Annotated in this window: 12 protein-coding genes; 8 read left to right on the forward strand and 4 right to left on the reverse strand. The window is 39.0% G+C overall.

What is annotated here, in order from left to right:
- Window position 1 precedes the first annotated feature (1 nt).
- From LC419_RS18160 to LC419_RS18195, 8 genes are all read left to right on the forward strand, one after another.
- Window positions 2–730 carry a lysophospholipid acyltransferase family protein gene (locus LC419_RS18160; protein ID WP_223608686.1) on the forward strand — a complete coding sequence of 243 codons (729 nt, stop codon included), beginning with the start codon at window positions 2–4 and terminating at the stop codon, window positions 728–730.
- Window positions 731–769: 39 nt separating this feature from the next.
- Window positions 770–2,539 (forward strand): MFS transporter, encoded by a 1,770-nt coding sequence (locus LC419_RS18165; RefSeq protein WP_223608687.1) that lies wholly within the window; start codon window positions 770–772, stop codon window positions 2,537–2,539.
- Window positions 2,540–2,630: 91 nt separating this feature from the next.
- A complete protein-coding gene (locus LC419_RS18170; protein WP_223608688.1) occupies window positions 2,631–3,587 on the forward strand; it encodes a DUF3810 domain-containing protein in 957 nt (318 codons plus the stop codon).
- An 877-nt stretch (window positions 3,588–4,464) separates the two neighbouring features.
- Window positions 4,465–5,973: a thioredoxin domain-containing protein gene (locus tag LC419_RS18175; protein ID WP_223608689.1), complete on the forward strand. Its 1,509-nt coding sequence runs from the start codon at window positions 4,465–4,467 to the stop codon at window positions 5,971–5,973.
- 103 nt (window positions 5,974–6,076) lie between these two features.
- Entirely contained in the window at window positions 6,077–6,271 is a 195-nt protein-coding gene (locus LC419_RS18180; RefSeq protein ID WP_223608690.1) for a hypothetical protein, read from the forward strand.
- 183 nt (window positions 6,272–6,454) lie between these two features.
- Window positions 6,455–8,647 carry a peptidase domain-containing ABC transporter gene (locus LC419_RS18185; RefSeq protein ID WP_223608691.1) on the forward strand — a complete coding sequence of 731 codons (2,193 nt, stop codon included), beginning with the start codon at window positions 6,455–6,457 and terminating at the stop codon, window positions 8,645–8,647.
- Window positions 8,648–8,713: 66 nt separating this feature from the next.
- A complete protein-coding gene (locus LC419_RS18190) occupies window positions 8,714–8,908 on the forward strand; it encodes a hypothetical protein (protein ID WP_223608692.1) in 195 nt (64 codons plus the stop codon).
- Window positions 8,909–8,952: 44 nt separating this feature from the next.
- Window positions 8,953–10,251, forward strand: a complete 1,299-nt coding sequence (locus LC419_RS18195; protein WP_223608693.1) for an HlyD family secretion protein — start codon at window positions 8,953–8,955, stop codon at window positions 10,249–10,251.
- 91 nt (window positions 10,252–10,342) lie between these two features.
- On the opposite strand, the gene LC419_RS18200 is transcribed toward LC419_RS18195, so the two are convergent.
- The 4 genes from LC419_RS18200 to LC419_RS18215 all read right to left on the reverse strand — a co-directional run bounded on the left by LC419_RS18200 (window position 10,343) and on the right by LC419_RS18215 (window position 16,135).
- Window positions 10,343–11,722, reverse strand: coding sequence for a hypothetical protein (locus tag LC419_RS18200; RefSeq protein WP_223608694.1), 1,380 nt, complete (start codon window positions 11,720–11,722; stop codon window positions 10,343–10,345).
- Window positions 11,719–13,452: a hypothetical protein gene (locus LC419_RS18205; RefSeq protein ID WP_223608695.1), complete on the reverse strand. Its 1,734-nt coding sequence runs from the start codon at window positions 13,450–13,452 to the stop codon at window positions 11,719–11,721. The genes LC419_RS18200 and LC419_RS18205 overlap by 4 nt, the downstream gene beginning before the upstream one ends.
- A gap of 401 nt (window positions 13,453–13,853) precedes the next feature.
- Window positions 13,854–14,621 carry a DUF2182 domain-containing protein gene (locus LC419_RS18210; protein WP_223608696.1) on the reverse strand — a complete coding sequence of 256 codons (768 nt, stop codon included), beginning with the start codon at window positions 14,619–14,621 and terminating at the stop codon, window positions 13,854–13,856.
- Window positions 14,618–16,135 (reverse strand): tyrosinase family protein, encoded by a 1,518-nt coding sequence (locus LC419_RS18215; protein WP_223608697.1) that lies wholly within the window; start codon window positions 16,133–16,135, stop codon window positions 14,618–14,620. The genes LC419_RS18210 and LC419_RS18215 overlap by 4 nt, the downstream gene beginning before the upstream one ends.
- Window positions 16,136–16,327 lie beyond the last annotated feature (192 nt).

The following is a 16,327-nucleotide window of genomic DNA, read 5'->3' on the forward strand; positions in this document are numbered from 1 at the left end:
GGTGACAAAAATTTTAAATTATCTTTGGAGATTCTGGCTGCTGCTCTTGGCGTTTGTCTTAACAGTCACACTGGGAATCCCTGTCTATATTTTATCCTTTAGTAAAAAGCATTACAAATACGCGTACAAATTCATCCGCATCTGGTGTTTCGGGATGTTCTACGGTATGGGTCTGAGGTATGATCTCACCCATCTTTCCGACCATAAAAAAGACAAAAGCAAACCTTACGTTTTCATTTCGAACCATACTTCGATTATGGATATCATGCTTACCTGTATCCTGATGCCTGACCATCCGATCTGTTTTGTGGGCAAAAAAGAACTGGTAAAGATCCCGATTTTCGGTACCATATATAAAAGGATATGTGTGATGGTAGATCGAGGCAGCGCAAGAAGCCGGGCAGATGTCTACAGAAGATGTGCAGAGAAAATGGAAGAAGGCAACAGCATCGCCATATTTCCAGAAGGCGGTGTACCGGATGACACTTCTATTGTTCTGGATGAATTCAAAGATGGAGCATTTACTTTATCTTCCAAACACAACTCTCCGATCACCGTTTATACTTTTGTAGGACTGAAGGAAATTTTCCCTTTCGACAGTACCAAAGGCTATCCAGGCCGTGTAAAAGTCTATTTCAACGGAATCATGGAGCCTTCCGATTCTCCAAAAGACCTAAAAACAGAGGCTTACAAAGAAATAAAAAAAACGCTGCTGGAACACTCTATATAAAAGAAATAGTTATATTTGTTTGCGAAATTTTTAACAAACATGTCTAAAACAAATCAACCGACTAATTACCCTGCACTATACACGCTGGTGCTTGTATTTTTTTTCTGGGGTTTTATTGCAGCCGGCAATAGTATTTTTATCCCTTTCTGTAAAAACTATTTTTCCCTTGACCAGTTTCAGTCCCAATTAATAGACTTTGCGTTTTATACGGCCTATTTCTTAGGAGCACTGTTGCTGTTCATATCCAGTACCATCAAAGGTATTGATATCATAGGAAAATGGGGCTACAAGAGGAGTATCGTATACGGACTGCTGCTGTCAGCCATTGGAGCTGCCATTATGATCTTAGCTGTTAAAGCCAATGTGTATTACGGAATGCTTATCGGGCTTTTCGTTGTAGCCTTAGGTTTTTCTATCCAACAGACGGCTGCCAACCCTTTTGCCGTCCTTTTGGGAGACCCGAAAACAGGAGCGAGCAGGCAGAATTTAGCCGGGGGAATCAACTCTTTTGGAACATCCATCGGGCCCATCATTGTAGGTCTTGCGCTTTTCGGAACGACTGCGACGGTAGATGACGATCAGATCAAACACCTGGCGCTGGATAAAGTAATTTTACTTTACACTGCCGTAGGAGCCCTGTTTCTAATTGCTGCCGGAGTCTTCTATTTTTCTAAAAAACTTCCGGACGGGATCTCAACTGAGCCTATGGAAAAAGCTGGAAAAGCAAGAAAAACCCTTATAGCGATGACCATCCTGGTGATCTTATTCTTTATTCCGGTATTCAGCAGCTACAACTCTGATGAAGCCAAGAAAATTGAAGCATTGGGTAATGAAATTTCAGTCCTTGACACAAATCTGAAGAAAGAAACAGACGCTGCAAAAACAGCTGAATACACGACACAGATCGCTACCAAGAAAACAGAACTTGAAACCATAAAACATCCTCTTGAGAAAGAGAGAATGATCTATCTCGGAGGAGCATTACTTTCCGTTATTGTATGTCTTATTTTCGCCAACACCAGTTCGAAAAAGAATCCGGACGGTTGGGGCGCAATGAAATATCCACAGCTTGTGTTGGGAATGATTGCCATTCTGTGCTACGTGGGAGTGGAAGTGGCGATAGGAAGTAATCTGGGTGAGCTTCTAAGTACCCCTGCGTTCGGCGGTCATCAATCCTCGGATCTTGCTCCGTACATTTCGATGTATTGGGGAAGTTTGATGATCGGAAGATGGACTGGTGCTATTGCCGTATTCAATCTTAATAAACAACAACAAACCATTGCTACCATTGTGGTTCCTTTTGTGGCATTCCTTGTCATTATCGGTATCAATACCATTGCACAAAAAGATATGTCACATCTTTATTTCTATGCGATCTGTATTGCTATTCAGGTAATCTTATTCCTGATTAGTAAAAACAAACCTGCTACTACATTGACGATTTTTGGTCTGTTTGGAGTGATTGCAATGATCGTAGGACTTCTTACCACAGGAAACATCGCTATTTATGCATTCCTTTCCGGAGGTCTTGCCTGTAGTATCATGTGGCCGTCTATCTTTACGTTAGCCATTACAGGTTTAGGAAAGTATACCGCTCAGGGATCTGCATTCTTAGTAATGATGATCTTAGGTGGTGGTATTATCCCGCCACTACAGGGGAAACTGTCTGATATTATCGGAATTCACAATTCATATTTTATTCCGGTGCTTTGTTTTGCGTATATTGCATTATTCGCATACATAACCAAAAAGGCTTTGTCTAAACAAGGAATCAATGTTGATATTTTAGAATCTGATGGAGGTCACTAATACAACAAAAAAAATATATAAGAAAAGATTTTGGGCAGGTGGATTACTTGCCCAATTTCTTTTGTTCTATGCGTTCTCCAAGTCAAAAACAATGATCTCGTTTTTCGAATGGTTCTTTGAACTTCAGAAAAACATTCATCAATTGCTTTTCAGCTGGATCCCATTTTCTTTCGGCGATCTTATCTATATTCTTTTGGGAATTTTTCTTTTATATGGCCTTATACTCTGTTTTAAAAAGAAAAGCAGAAACCAAGCTCTTTTGAGGCTTCTGGCAGGCATTAATATCTTTTACTTCATCTATCAGATCTGTTGGGGAATGCTGTATTTCCAGACTCCGGTTATCAAAAAACTTTCCAGTCAGAAAGAACCGGAAATCAACAAGGCAAAGACCTTAGCCCTGCGTTATCTGGAAAAATGCAAAACGACCAGACAATCTGTAATGGAAGATAAAAACGGAGTATTCATTATCACTGATCTGAAGGCGGTACAAACTGAAATTCTTCAACAACAGACTCTGCTTCCTAAGTCTATCTCAGATAAATACGCACCGGAAATCAATGCTTTTAAACCCAGCCTTTTTAAGACTGTCATGAATTTCACAGGTATATTGGGGTATTACAATCCTTTTACGGCAGAAGCACAATACAATAGTGAACTTCCCCACACTTTCATTCCATTTACATCAGCACATGAGAGTTCGCACCAGCTAGGTTTTGCCAGAGAGCAGGAAGCCAATTTCATAGGCTATCTAATTGGTATTAATGCAAAAAATAAAGACCTGAGATACAGCACTGAATATTTTACGTTAAAAAGTCTTTTAAGATTTATAGTAGGGGAAGATCCTGCATTTGTAAAGTCTGTTCTTGCCCAATATTCTCCTGCTATGAAAAGAGATAGGCTTTATGAAAGAAGTTTTATTTTCAGACACCAAGGCTGGCTGGATGACTTCTTCGGGTTTACGAATAACCTGTTTTTGAAGAGCAACCAACAGGAAGGAGCGGTTACGTACTCTTACTTTATTGATCTCCTTCTGAACTATGAAAAGTAGCCCACAAAAAAAGAATCGTATCAGGCGATACGATTCTAAAAACACAAATGATGAAAAAAAATTTATTACCTTGACTTGTTCCCTCATTCAAGGCGATGTAAAAGTACAACATATTTTATAAATACAAAAACATTTCCATCCTTTTTTAAAACTTTAAGAAAACTTTATGATTTTTTAAGTTTTTTTGAGTTCATCACTGGAAATTAGAATTTTACCAAAACAAATAATCTAATAATAAATCATTATATAAATTTTAGATCCAGTATTAAAAGTGCATAAATTTAAACATTTGTTTAAGAATTAAATATTTGAATTTTTCGGTATTTTTCCACTACTAAAAATTAGAGTTATTATCTGTAAGTGGGTAAAAATGAAGAAAAAAAAGTAAAAATATATTCATCAAAATATATCTCTATTCCGGGATCGGAAGATTTTTTATATTTTAGAATTTTCAAGCTTAAAAAATGCCAATTCTTGTTTTATATTTTTCTTTAAAACAACAAAAACCATCTACCTTTTTTGTCTTTCCAAAACTAATAATATTTCATTTCAAAACAGAACTTTTATTTCTATTATAAACTCAGACATATTCTAGAGTATTCAGCCATAAACGGATCACTACATCGATCGTAATCATTCAAGATTCTACTGTTATAAAATTTTTAAACTACATCCTTCCTGATACCGTGTGACACCTCTAATCAGACAACTTCTCACCTCTATTTTATTATGGAATCAGCTTTATTTTATACTAAATAATGTAAAAAATACAGTAATATTTACACATAATCAAGCATTTAACAAAAGTATATCACTAACAAAAGAAAAAAAATTTGTTTTTTTAAAACATCTGCGTATTTTAGTTAAAAATATTACTATGATTTTCGACAAACTAATTAACTATCTAAAACTCGATAAACAGGAATTTTCTTTCCAGTTCAACTCACACCCCAACTACCCTTCAGCATTGGCTTTTAGTGATACGCTTAACTTTATGGGCGTAAAAAATGATGCTTATGAACTTGATAAGGAATATTGGGATGAACTGCCGGAAGAATTTATCGCGATTGTAGATAACTCCTTTTCTCTGGTAAAGAAATCGGGAGCCAGTTATTCAGTTTATTCAGAAAAAGCAAAAACACTTAATAAAGAAGAACTTCATCAAAAATCTACAGATTTCGTCCTGTTGTTTGAAAAGAGTGAGAATGCAGAAAGCAAACAGGCTTTTAATTTTACACCACTTTTATATCTTGTTTTTGCGATCATTCTGGTCTATTCTTTTTTTACCCAAAACATATACGAAGCTCTTTTTAATCTCCTTTCCCTGGCAGGTGTTTATATTTCTATGGAGATTTTCAACCAAAAATTCGGGAATACCTCTACCGTGATCGGTAGTATTTGTGGAGATACTTCCGCCAAGCAGGCCACCAACTCATGTGATAAAATTATCAAACAGGACAAGACGAGTATCTTAGGCTTAAAGTTCTCAGATTTTTCTCTGATTTATTTTGCAGGACTTGCCATATTGGGACTTTTCCTTCCAGCTACATCATATATTGTAAAAGGATTTACATTCGTTTCTATCCTGGCCATTGGATATTCATTATATATTCAGGCTTTTGTAGAAAAAACGTTCTGTAGAGTCTGTCTTTTAATTATTTCCATTCTTGTCGGACAGCTGGCGTTGAGCATTATCTTTTTCCAGAATACATCATTCAGCATCGGAGCTTTGTTATTAACTGCTGTTTTATGGATTTTGGTCTTCTCTACTGTTCTCTATTTCAGCAATATCCTTTCCCAGAAAGAAAGCCTTCAGAAATCCAATGCCAAAAACCTAAGATTTAAAAGAAATTATGAGCTTTTCAAAAGCCAGCTTCTGGAAAATGAAAAGATAGAATTCCAAGATACGCAAACTTTCTCATTGGGGAATAAAGATGCTAAACTCCGTCTTTCCATTGTATCCAATCCTTACTGCGGATTCTGTAAAGACGGCCATAAAATCATGGAAGGACTTCTTGAAAAATATCCTGATGATATTTCCGTACAGATCCGTTTCAACTATTCACAGGAAAGAGCTGATGAAAAGTATACCAAGCTGCTTTCAGCGTTCAACCATATCTACCACAATAAACCTCAGAAAGAATTCCTGAACGCTGTTGAAGAATGGTTTGAAACCAGAGACGAAAACAAGATCGCAGCCCTTTCAGGCTCATCTGAAACAGAAGACCTGACACCATTTATTGAAATGACAAAAGATAACAGCGCTTCAGGCTTGAACTTTACGCCTATCTTCATTCTTAACGGACACCAGTTTCCGGACAAATATGACCGTGATGATATCTGGTTTTTCGTTGATGAATTAATGGAAGATGAGGACTTGCACTAAGAAATCATTCATGAATTGAAAAATTCACTATCTTAGGAAAAAATATAAGCACAGTCCGAAAAGCTTTGAAAAAGTAGGAAAAAACAGCAAACTAAATAACACTATGAAAAACTTAAAGAAAATCTCAAGAGAAAATTTAAAATCTATTAAAGGAGGGCTTAGAAGATGTCCGGATAATGGAGAATGCGGTGGAGACCAATGCTGTGCCAACGGGGTATGCAGACCTATAGCAGGAGCAGGACCCAACACTTACTATTGCACACCACCTCCCATGATTGATTTTACGCCACTTGGTTAATAGTCTGCAATATTAAACTAATTTAACAGCACGAAAAATATACTGTTAATGATCCTTTAATTTGTATCGGTGCCTGGCATAAAAACGGTGCATCATATAATTGAACGATATACATTTGAATATTAATTTGAATAAGTAAAAATGTCGTCATATTTTGGCGACATTTTATAATGAATATCAATTTTGAAGAAATTTCCCTTTTATAAACAGCCGGATGCTAAAGACTGCGGCCCTACCTGCCTTAGAATAGTAAGTAAATATTACGGCAGAAGTATTTCCCTGCAGCAGATCCGTACCCTTTCTGAAACTACACGTGAAGGAAGCAGCCTTTTAGGACTGAGCGATGCATCAGAAAATTTAGGATTCCGTTCCCTTGGAGTCCAGATCGATTTTAATACCCTTGCAGAAGAAGTACCATTCCCCTGCATCGTGCACTGGAACAAGAACCACTTCGTTGTTGTATACAAAATTGATAAAAATAACAAAGTCTATATCTCAGATCCCAGCTATGGACTGATCACTTATTCCCGCGATGAATTCATCAAATTATGGATCGGGGAAAATGCCAACGAAAATACGGAAGAAGGAATCGCCCTTATTCTTGAAACGACTCCTGCATTTTTTCAGACCGAATTTGATACAGAGGAAAGCAAGGCGAGTTTCTCTTTCTTATCCAAATACCTGCTTAAGTACAAGTCTCTTGTCATACAACTTGCGGTGGGTCTTTTGGCGGGAAGTTTACTTTCGCTTATTTTCCCTTTCCTTACCCAGAGTATTGTAGACGTCGGGATACAGAATCAGGATCTTAACTTCATTTATGTGGTCCTTCTTGCTCAGATTATGTTGTTTCTGGGAAGAATGGGTATTGAGGTGATCCGAAGCTGGATTCTTCTCCACCTCTCTGCAAGGATCAATATTTCTATCATCTCGGATTTCTTTATCAAGCTGATGAAGCTTCCGATAAGCTTTTTCGACACGAGAATGACGGGAGATATCATGCAAAGGATTAATGACCACCACAGAATTGAGCAGTTATTGACGAGTTCTTCGTTAAACACCCTTTTCTCTTTGGTGAATCTTATTATCTTCAGTATTGTTCTTCTGTTTTACGATTACAGGCTGTTTGTCGTTTATCTGATAGGAGCAGGTCTTTATATCGGATGGATCAGCTTTTTCCTTAGTAAAAGAAAGGAGCTGGATTATAAAAGATTCTCTCAGGTTTCACAGGAACAGAGTAAAGTGATCGAGTTGATCAACGGGATGCAGGAGATTAAAATGCATAACGCTGAGAAGCAGAAACGTTGGGACTGGGAATTCTTGCAGGTTAAATTATTTAAAATCAGGATAAAGTCTCTATCCCTGGAGCAATGGCAGTCGGTAGGAGGAAATTTCATTAATCAGATGAAAGACATTCTGGTAAGTTTCCTTTCAGCCAAACTTGTATTAGAAGGAAATCTTACTTTAGGGATGATGCTTTCGGTACAGTATATCATCGGACAGTTGAACAGTCCATTGTTACAGCTTATCGATTTTATCAAGCAGACTCAGGATGCTAAGATTTCCCTTGAAAGATTAGGTGAAATCCACGATAAAGAAGATGAAGAAGACAAAAATGAGCAGTATGCAGGAGAAATTCCTCAGAAAGACATTGAAGTCAGTAATATATCATTCAGATACATAGGATCAGATGTTCCTGTATTTGAAGATCTCAGCCTTACGATACCTTATCAGAAAACTACAGCTATTGTAGGGGCCAGCGGAAGTGGGAAAACCACGCTTTTAAAACTTCTGATGAAATTTTACGAACCTACGGCAGGAGATATCAGGCTTGGAAGTACGCAGTTGAAAAGCATTTCTCCGAGATTCTGGAGAGATCATTGCGGAGTGGTTATGCAGGAAGGATATGTATTTAATGATACCATAGCCAATAATATTGCGGTAGGAGAAGATCACGTGGACAAACAAAAATTAAGACGTGCTGTAGAAATTGCCAACATCAAAGATTTCATTGAAAGTCTTCCGTTAAGCTATAACACAAAGATCGGAAATGAAGGTGTAGGCGTAAGTGGTGGTCAGAAGCAAAGGCTTTTCATTGCCAGAGCCGTTTACAAATCTCCTGAATTTATCTTTTTCGATGAAGCGACTTCCGCTTTGGATGCCAACAATGAAAAAGTGATCATGGAAAATCTGGAACAGTTTTTTAAAGGCAAAACAGCCATCGTAATTGCTCACAGACTATCCACCGTAAAACATGCTGACAAAATCATCGTTCTGGATAAAGGTGTGGTCGTAGAGGAAGGTAACCATGCCGACCTGGTTGCTTTAAAAGGAGAATACTACAGACTGGTAAAAAATCAGCTTGAATTAGGAAACTAATACAAATCATAAAGCGGAGTCCGAAAAGCTCATAGAGTAGGAAAAAAAACTAAGCAACTTTTAATTATGAAAAATCTGAAAAAACTGTCGAGAAAGGAATTAATTTCTATTGACGGAGGAGTAATAATTCCCGGTACTAATTGCTGCGGATCATGGTGTAACGGAAGCTGGATACCATGCAGAATCAAACATTTTGACTGCCCACCGGATTCAGATACCAATGCTCCATCATGGTATGACGGAAACTGTCCATTTGCTTAAATTATATTCCCTCTGAAACATGGGGGAAATTTTATCTCAGAAACATGAAAGAAGATATTTTAGACAATATTGAACTCCGCTCAGAGAGTGTTCAGGACATTCTCACCCAGCCTCCGCATTGGATGATACGCTGGGGAAACAGCGTCATATTAATTATACTCCTGCTTATCCTTGTGATGAGCTACATCATCAAATATCCGGAATTTGTTGCTGCTCCGGTTATGGTAACATCACAAAATCCTCCTGAAAAAATAGAGGCCAGGATGAACGCGAAAATTGAAAAGATTTTCATCAAAGATCATCAACAGGTAAAGAAAAATGACGTGCTAATGGTTATGCAGTCCACGGCCAATTATAAAGATGTTTTAGAACTGAAAAAACTGGTGGATTCTATTTCGCCTCAACAGCTGCAGAGTTTCCCGATCGCAGTGACTTCAAGATTCAAACTTGGTGAACTGCAGGGAGATTACAACAGTTTTGCGAAAGCTTTTCAGGATGAGGAACTTTTCACAAGACTTCAACCCTATGCACCGGAAAATATAGCGGCCAACCAGAGCATCTCAGAATACAGGGTAAGAATTGCGACTTTAAGACAGCAGAAAAGCCTGGAATTAGCAAAATATGAGTTATCAAGAAAGAGCTATCAGAGATCTCAGGAACTTTTCAATCAGGGAGTCATTGCTTCCGTAGAACTTGAAAATGAAAAAATAAAGTTTCTTCAGGCTCAGCAGAACCTTGAAAACCTCAATATTTCCATCTCTCAGATGGATGAAGGGATTTCCAATCTGAATAAAACGAAAAGCGGAACAGCCATTAACACAGAAAAAGACAAGATTACCTATTCTTCTCAGACTTTACAGCTTTTTGAACAGCTTCGTAAATCTTTAAAACAATGGGAACAGAATTATCTTGTGATCTCTTCTACAGATGGAATGGCCAGCTTTCAGCAGTTTTTTGGAGAAAATCAGTTTGTAAAAATGTCAGAGCCCATTGTTTCCATCCTTCCTACCAATAAGGAAAAGCTCGTTGGAAGAATGTCCGTTCCTACCGTTAACTCAGGAAAGGTGATGACGGGTCAGAAAGTATTGATCAAACTGGACAACTACCGTTTCCAGGAATATGGTATTGTGGAAGGAAAAGTGCAGAATATTTCTCTTATTCCCGATGATAAAGGAAACTATTATGTAGATATTACCCTTCCAAAAGGATTAAGAACCAGCTATAATAAAACCCTTACTTTTGACAAAGAACTCAGAGGGAACGCGGAAATCGTAACCCAGGATCTTCGACTTATCGAAAGATTCTTCTACCAGATCAGAAAATTATTGGGGTACCAGACTTAATGCTCCTTTAAAAATATAAATAATAAAAACCGCAGCTTACAAAGACTGCGGTTTTATTGTTATGATGAGTACAATGATTAAAGTTCACGTTTTACTTTTCCAGTTTAGGTTTAACCTTTAAAAATATAAAACTGTAATCTGTAGGGTATTTTTGATCTCCAACCGATGCATTTTTATGGCAATCCATGCATTGCTTTTCCTGGATATAAGTCTCCATGGTAACATTGGCTATATTTTTCGGAGTAATTCCGCCAGTCATCAGAGGCGCTTTCTTATTGTTGTCTTTATCCTTCACCGGGTTTTCCGGCCACTGTACATTCACCAGCTGATAATACTGCCACACAGATTTAGGATTGCTGGCCTTAATCATCTCTTGAATCTGCTTATTCAACTGTTGTATTTCCGGCGTAATGGCATTGTCTGCAATACGAACTACCTGAACCGGTTTGTTTAAACTGTCCTTTCCGGGTACCGGAGACTGGTTAGGTTTGTCCTGGCTTTTAGGATCATAAAAACAGTACTTAACGGATGGATCAACCTGTCCATCTGTCGGTGCATTGTTCACATGCTCAAAAGTCATCCAGGTAAACTGTGGAGACTGATTGGTTTTTCTGATGATATGCAGGCCTACCAATCCTAAATATTTCTGTGAATACTTTCCATAGATCGGTTTATTATTTTTATCAAAACCTTTGATATCCGGAACCATCGCCACGGATATTTTGTAAAAATTCTTCAGCGATTCCAATTGATTTTCCGGGATGATTCGCCATGCGGCTTTGATCTCAATAGATTCCATCGGAAACCAAACCCCTTGATTTTGGGCTGCAAAGGCACTTAAGCTTCCATAATTATAAAGTTTATTATCACGTACAAAATCACTTTCAATCGTATTCATCCGGATCTCATACCAAACGATATTTCCGCTTTGGTCAGTAAGCCATGCCCCTTTAGCCTGCATGATTTCATCTACATTTCCTCCAAGCATTGCTCTCAGCTTAGGTTTCGGAAGACTCGCATTGATATCGGTGAACTTATTGATTTCATTGATGTACTTCATGTACCCGTTTTTGCTTTTAAGGTTCCATTGCGCAGCTGGTTTGTTGGTAAATACATCATCACTGCTCAGGTAGCTTTCCCATACTGTGGGTTTGTAATCTCCGGGCATACCATAGTCAGAGGCAACGGCAGTGGTATCAGGAACTCCCCTCTCATCAGAGGCCAACCAGTTCAATGCAAGAAAATTTTTCCATGCAAAACAGTTCATTACATTTTGAGAACTGTTCACACAACTGGAATCTGCAGGCAGCTGATACGTTACCGAAGGAGGATCACAAAAGGCACCGCAGTCGAAATCTGCCATCTTTTGAGAAAAACCGACTCTGGAGTTTAATTTTTTGTCCTTTTTTCCGGATTCACATGAAATTGAAATTAAACTCAATAGAAAAAAGGAAAATAATAGTGTTCTCATTTCATTATTTTTTGTACCTGTTTGATTTGCTGATCGGAAAGTAAGGCATGATTTGGCTCAATATTCAGTTTTGGAAGTGAGCCCGGGGCCACAACTTCAAGAACTCCCGAAATCGTATATTTTGGATCTGAAGCATTATTGTACAGCGCAAGCGGTTTCTCTCCCAACTTGGCTGCAGCATGAACGGTAATATCGATCATGAACAGCTGGTTATCATTTCCAAGATCCTGAAAATCTGTCACAGATACGCTGATTCCTGCTCCAAAATCAAAACCTGTTTCCCTGTTGGCATCACTGGCTAGCACAGCAATTCCGCTTGTGGTTGCTCCCGCTTCGATCTGGGTAATGCATGAGGTTAAATTAGAAAAAGTATTAAGTTTGTTGTAAAGACTCGCCTGAAGCAGATTATTATCCAGAAGATACTGTACACTTGGCAGGGTAACATCGGGATCTCCTACCGGTGGATATTCCTGAGGTTTGTCGCTTCCTCCTTGGATTCCTGTTCCTGCAAGCTGTACTTTAAAAACATCTGCAATCTGTGAGCCCCATTTTAAAGGCTGCCCCTGTACTTTAATCTCACTGAGTTTAAATTTTGCCCCGGCAGGAACCTCAAATCTTGAATGAAGGATCATATTAAAAGGATAGAAATCAGTTCCCGGATTGGTAGCCGATCCTCTGATAACTTTATAACAGTCTTTAATGGTATATCCATTCGCTGAATCAGGCATTGTAAACTGAGTGAAATCAGGTACCTGACCGTACAGTGCGATCGGGTTAGTCAATGATATTTTCAGTTTTTTATTATGCACCAGTGCATTCACATTCTGACCGATACGGGGATCACTGTTTCTGTAGATCTGTCCGTACTGTGCAGCACAGATCAGTGTGTTGGCATCGGTAATCACTTTTCCTCCCACTACTCTTAAAATAGTAGCTGCTGCTCCAAGATAGATCTCTGCTCCTAAAGAATTGGGCGGACTGGTAAGGTGTACCGCTCCTCCTCCATCTGCTGTAGCTGAAGAACCGCTGTTCCATTTGTTAATCGGATTATAGGCAGGGAGACCTGTTTCCCTTACTATAACAGGATTCCCGTTTGCATCCAAAAGATAGAGATCTTCCTTCTGCACATTGGGATTATTAAGAATTTCCTGATAAAGTGAAACCACCATATCCTGAGAAACCTTCCACATATGGAACCAGTATTCCGGATTTTCGTGGGTAAAATTTACAGCGATAATATCTCCGTTGGTATCTCTTGTCACGCTCCATTCACAGTATTCATCCTGCCAGCCTCTTGGACCGGAAGGACCAAATGCTTTTGTATCCGTATTAGTGAGATCGCATGGATTTTTAGGAACCACCAGTTGAGTGCCATATTTGGCAGTGAATGCCTTCGGACCTATATCAGCAAGCTCATGCAGCTTGTCCTGGACTTCATTAGGAAACTCCTTAGTAAACAAACTGGTAAAATAATGCTTGATTCTGTTTGGGAAAGCACCCCACTGTATTGGGACTGTATTATTTTTATCAGGAGTAACCGATGTTACAAGAGGATTATAGTACCAGCTTCTGGGATGGTCATAACTGCTTGACCATGGATTTCCCATCTGTGAATTAATCGTACAGTATTTTACATAATTGCTCCAGGCATTTTCAATCTGATTTTTCAGATCCGGCTGGTCTTTAAAATCTTTGTCAGCCTGATAGGCCGGCGTGTCAAATTTTTTCATGGTTTTAATTTTTAATGGTATGTAGTTTTAAGAATTTGAAGTAACTGTAGTAAGCATGTCCTTCTCCAATACATCAGCAACGAAAGTGCAGTGAAAGTCTGATTTCAAAAAAAGCACCACCAGAAAGTAATTTTCTACTGATGCTCACTTGAAAAGTAAATTATGATACTCAAAGCTAGAAATTCTCCTTTGATATTCTTTACGTATTTCTACGCAAATTTATTTTTCAAAGTTTTTACCTATTGTCAAAAGCCCTTGAACACAGATAGAATATAAAATATGAAAATCCCACCAATGGAAACTTCATTTTAAGTCACAAAAAAACCACACCCTGAAGTGCGGTTTTTCACCTGATTTTAAATAAGTCCGGTGAATTAGAATATAGTAGAAAACAAAAGTATTCAATTAAATTTCAAGACATTTTTCAGATTAAGCTTAGTCTGTGCAATGATAACACGCAGTAGCTTAAGGCGAAAACTGAAATGCCACCCCGGAAATCTTGGATGCTCCATATGCTCACTGATCATGATGAAAGTAACCACAATCATGGCCAGATTATGTCCGGAAGGCAGCAACATCGGGAAAAGCATCAGTGCCCATCCCGCTCCCACACACCAAACTCCGTGCATAATTCCAAACATAAATGCATCACGATCCGCCTCGGAACCGAAAGCGGCAAGTGGAGCGTGATCATGTCCCCGGTTCAGACACTTTTGCTTGATGGGAGAAAACTGCCATATCACTGCAATGATTCCCACTCCCAAAGCAGGAATGTAAGAATTTGGTAAGAGCAGATTCAGTCCTATAATGATCATATTCATGAAAAACCCCATAACGATCCATACTGCGGTATAGCCCAATATGAAAAGTAATGCAGACCAGAATCTACGGTTTTTAAAACTACGGTCATAAATATACTGAACCGGCACAATCAGTTTAGGCAACATCATCGCCAGTACCATGAGCGTCCAGCCGATCATCAGGTCAGAAACGGGATTCATCTGAAGCATCATTTGAAGTGAAGCTTTTGATGGTCCTTCAAGCGTCACATGACAGTGCTTCACCGTCATGATACCACCCGGATTAAACAGCAGGATCACCCAAAATAAAGCACTTACCGACAGAATCACTACACTTATTGAATAACGGATCCTTTTCGAGGTTTTCATAGCTTCTGCTCTTCACGATAGATGCTTACACGGCCTACCGTAATTTTTTCATCGGAAGGAACTACATTATCCGGCAGAATCGTTACATCCAGAGAATTAATATCAAGTTGATTATTGATAAACAGGTTATCGATAATGTCTGTAATATTAAGAATAAATGTAAGTCCTGTCCCACCATTGTGCCCGTCTTTATCAGAAGCATTACGCAATCCGAAAAGAGAAACATGTCCGGCAAGCTGATGATTGACAGAAACGCTCAGAATATTGGCATCTCTGGTTCCTTTCACATTTTCCAGCTGAAGATAAACCTGATCCGGTAAATTGGAAACAGAGGCCTTCATCAGGCTGTTGGGTACATTCTTCCAGGAACTGCTTTCTAACTTAACGGTAGTTTTCGCTCCTGATCCGTCTATCTGAACCTGTCCGGTATTGGCCCCTACAAGTTCTGAGTTGTCTCCTAAGTCCATATCTTGTTCTTGTAAATTTTCTGTTTCTACAGATTGTGCTCCTAATTTAGTCAATCTTTGGGAAAGCGTTTTCTCTACCAGAGGAGCCGTTGTTGGTTCAAGATCATCATAGGTATAATCAAGCTTAGCCAAACTGGTCATTTCTTCAGGAGTATACACCCAGGCCTTATTGTCAGGTAAAGGCATGATGAATTCTCTTTCACCGTAAAGTGCCGGCCCTCCCAACCACAGCGGATTAATGGGATTACTGTTCTTTACATTCCATGCAGCCCACATTCTGTCGATATTACAGTGGTGAAGATAGAAAATAGGGTCAAGTCCTGCGGAATCCGGATCAGACATTATTCCGTCATTCCCTCCTACCTGTACGTGCACCAAATTGTGAGGATTACTCTCAAGGTTACCACTGGTGGCACCGTCATGTGAGAATCTGGTTTCCGGTCCGCCATATCCTGGTTTTGAGGTAGCAGAATTACTTCCCGTATAGATGGTATTTCCCTGACAAGCTTCTGAAAGCGGTGGAATTTGTACATAAACGTTTCCATCACTTTTAGGGCCGTATCTTGCGGTTACATATAAAGGATTCGGGGTCTTTCCGTCCGGAAGAGTTTTTTGGGTAAAAGCCGGAGGTATTTTGTACTGGTCACCTGATCCCAGATAATTCCAATAAGGAAGCGCCCAGTCTGCCGGTCCCCCTAAACTGATTACTGCCTGACGGATCTGTTCTTCAAGAGCAATAAGATACCCGCGATGCCATGGCGCAAAATACCAGCTCTGGTGCTGACACTGGTTCCAGTATTTTTTCATTGTATCGGGGTCTGGAAGCGGACTTGTCGGAACGTTTGGTGGTCCGGGAAGAACATTCCAATTGGGAAATTTACTTCCACCCATCTGCTCACCATGCATGGCTGCAAAAAACCACCAGCTGTTTTCGTCATTTAAAGTACGGGACTGCATCACCCCAACTGCCTTTGCGTACCACAAAAGATCCTGATTATCAAAAGTACCGTTATACTCCCACGCATTTTTTCTTGTAAACTTAGCCATAGAATTAATTTTTAGTTTTTCTGGTTATTAAAAGTTTTTATCAAAAAGTACTGCTCTTTACAAGCAGATCTCATGTTAATCACAAATCTACGCACATGGCAGGAAAAAGGATTACGTATAAATACGTAATTTATCACCAAGTGGTGAAATTTACCAAAAACTTTTGCGAGAAGTTAAAACAGCTTATTGGAA

The sequence above is a fragment of the Chryseobacterium sp. OSA05B genome, from assembly GCF_019970065.1.
Lineage (GTDB): Bacteria > Bacteroidota > Bacteroidia > Flavobacteriales > Weeksellaceae > Chryseobacterium.

What these genes read in the sequence shown, in the direction of transcription:
- LC419_RS18165 (WP_223608687.1), top strand. Translation starts at nt 770, where the DNA reads ATGTCTAAAACAAATCAACCGACTAATTACCCTGCACTATACACGCTG.
- LC419_RS18170 (WP_223608688.1), top strand. Translation starts at nt 2,631, where the DNA reads ATGATCTCGTTTTTCGAATGGTTCTTTGAACTTCAGAAAAACATTCAT.
- LC419_RS18175 (WP_223608689.1), top strand. Translation starts at nt 4,465, where the DNA reads ATGATTTTCGACAAACTAATTAACTATCTAAAACTCGATAAACAGGAA.
- LC419_RS18180 (WP_223608690.1), top strand. Translation starts at nt 6,077, where the DNA reads ATGAAAAACTTAAAGAAAATCTCAAGAGAAAATTTAAAATCTATTAAA.
- LC419_RS18190 (WP_223608692.1), top strand. Translation starts at nt 8,714, where the DNA reads ATGAAAAATCTGAAAAAACTGTCGAGAAAGGAATTAATTTCTATTGAC.
- LC419_RS18195 (WP_223608693.1), top strand. Translation starts at nt 8,953, where the DNA reads ATGAAAGAAGATATTTTAGACAATATTGAACTCCGCTCAGAGAGTGTT.
- LC419_RS18200 (WP_223608694.1), bottom strand. Translation starts at nt 11,722, where the DNA reads ATGAGAACACTATTATTTTCCTTTTTTCTATTGAGTTTAATTTCAATT.
- LC419_RS18205 (WP_223608695.1), bottom strand. Translation starts at nt 13,452, where the DNA reads ATGAAAAAATTTGACACGCCGGCCTATCAGGCTGACAAAGATTTTAAA.
- LC419_RS18210 (WP_223608696.1), bottom strand. Translation starts at nt 14,621, where the DNA reads ATGAAAACCTCGAAAAGGATCCGTTATTCAATAAGTGTAGTGATTCTG.
- LC419_RS18215 (WP_223608697.1), bottom strand. Translation starts at nt 16,135, where the DNA reads ATGGCTAAGTTTACAAGAAAAAATGCGTGGGAGTATAACGGTACTTTT.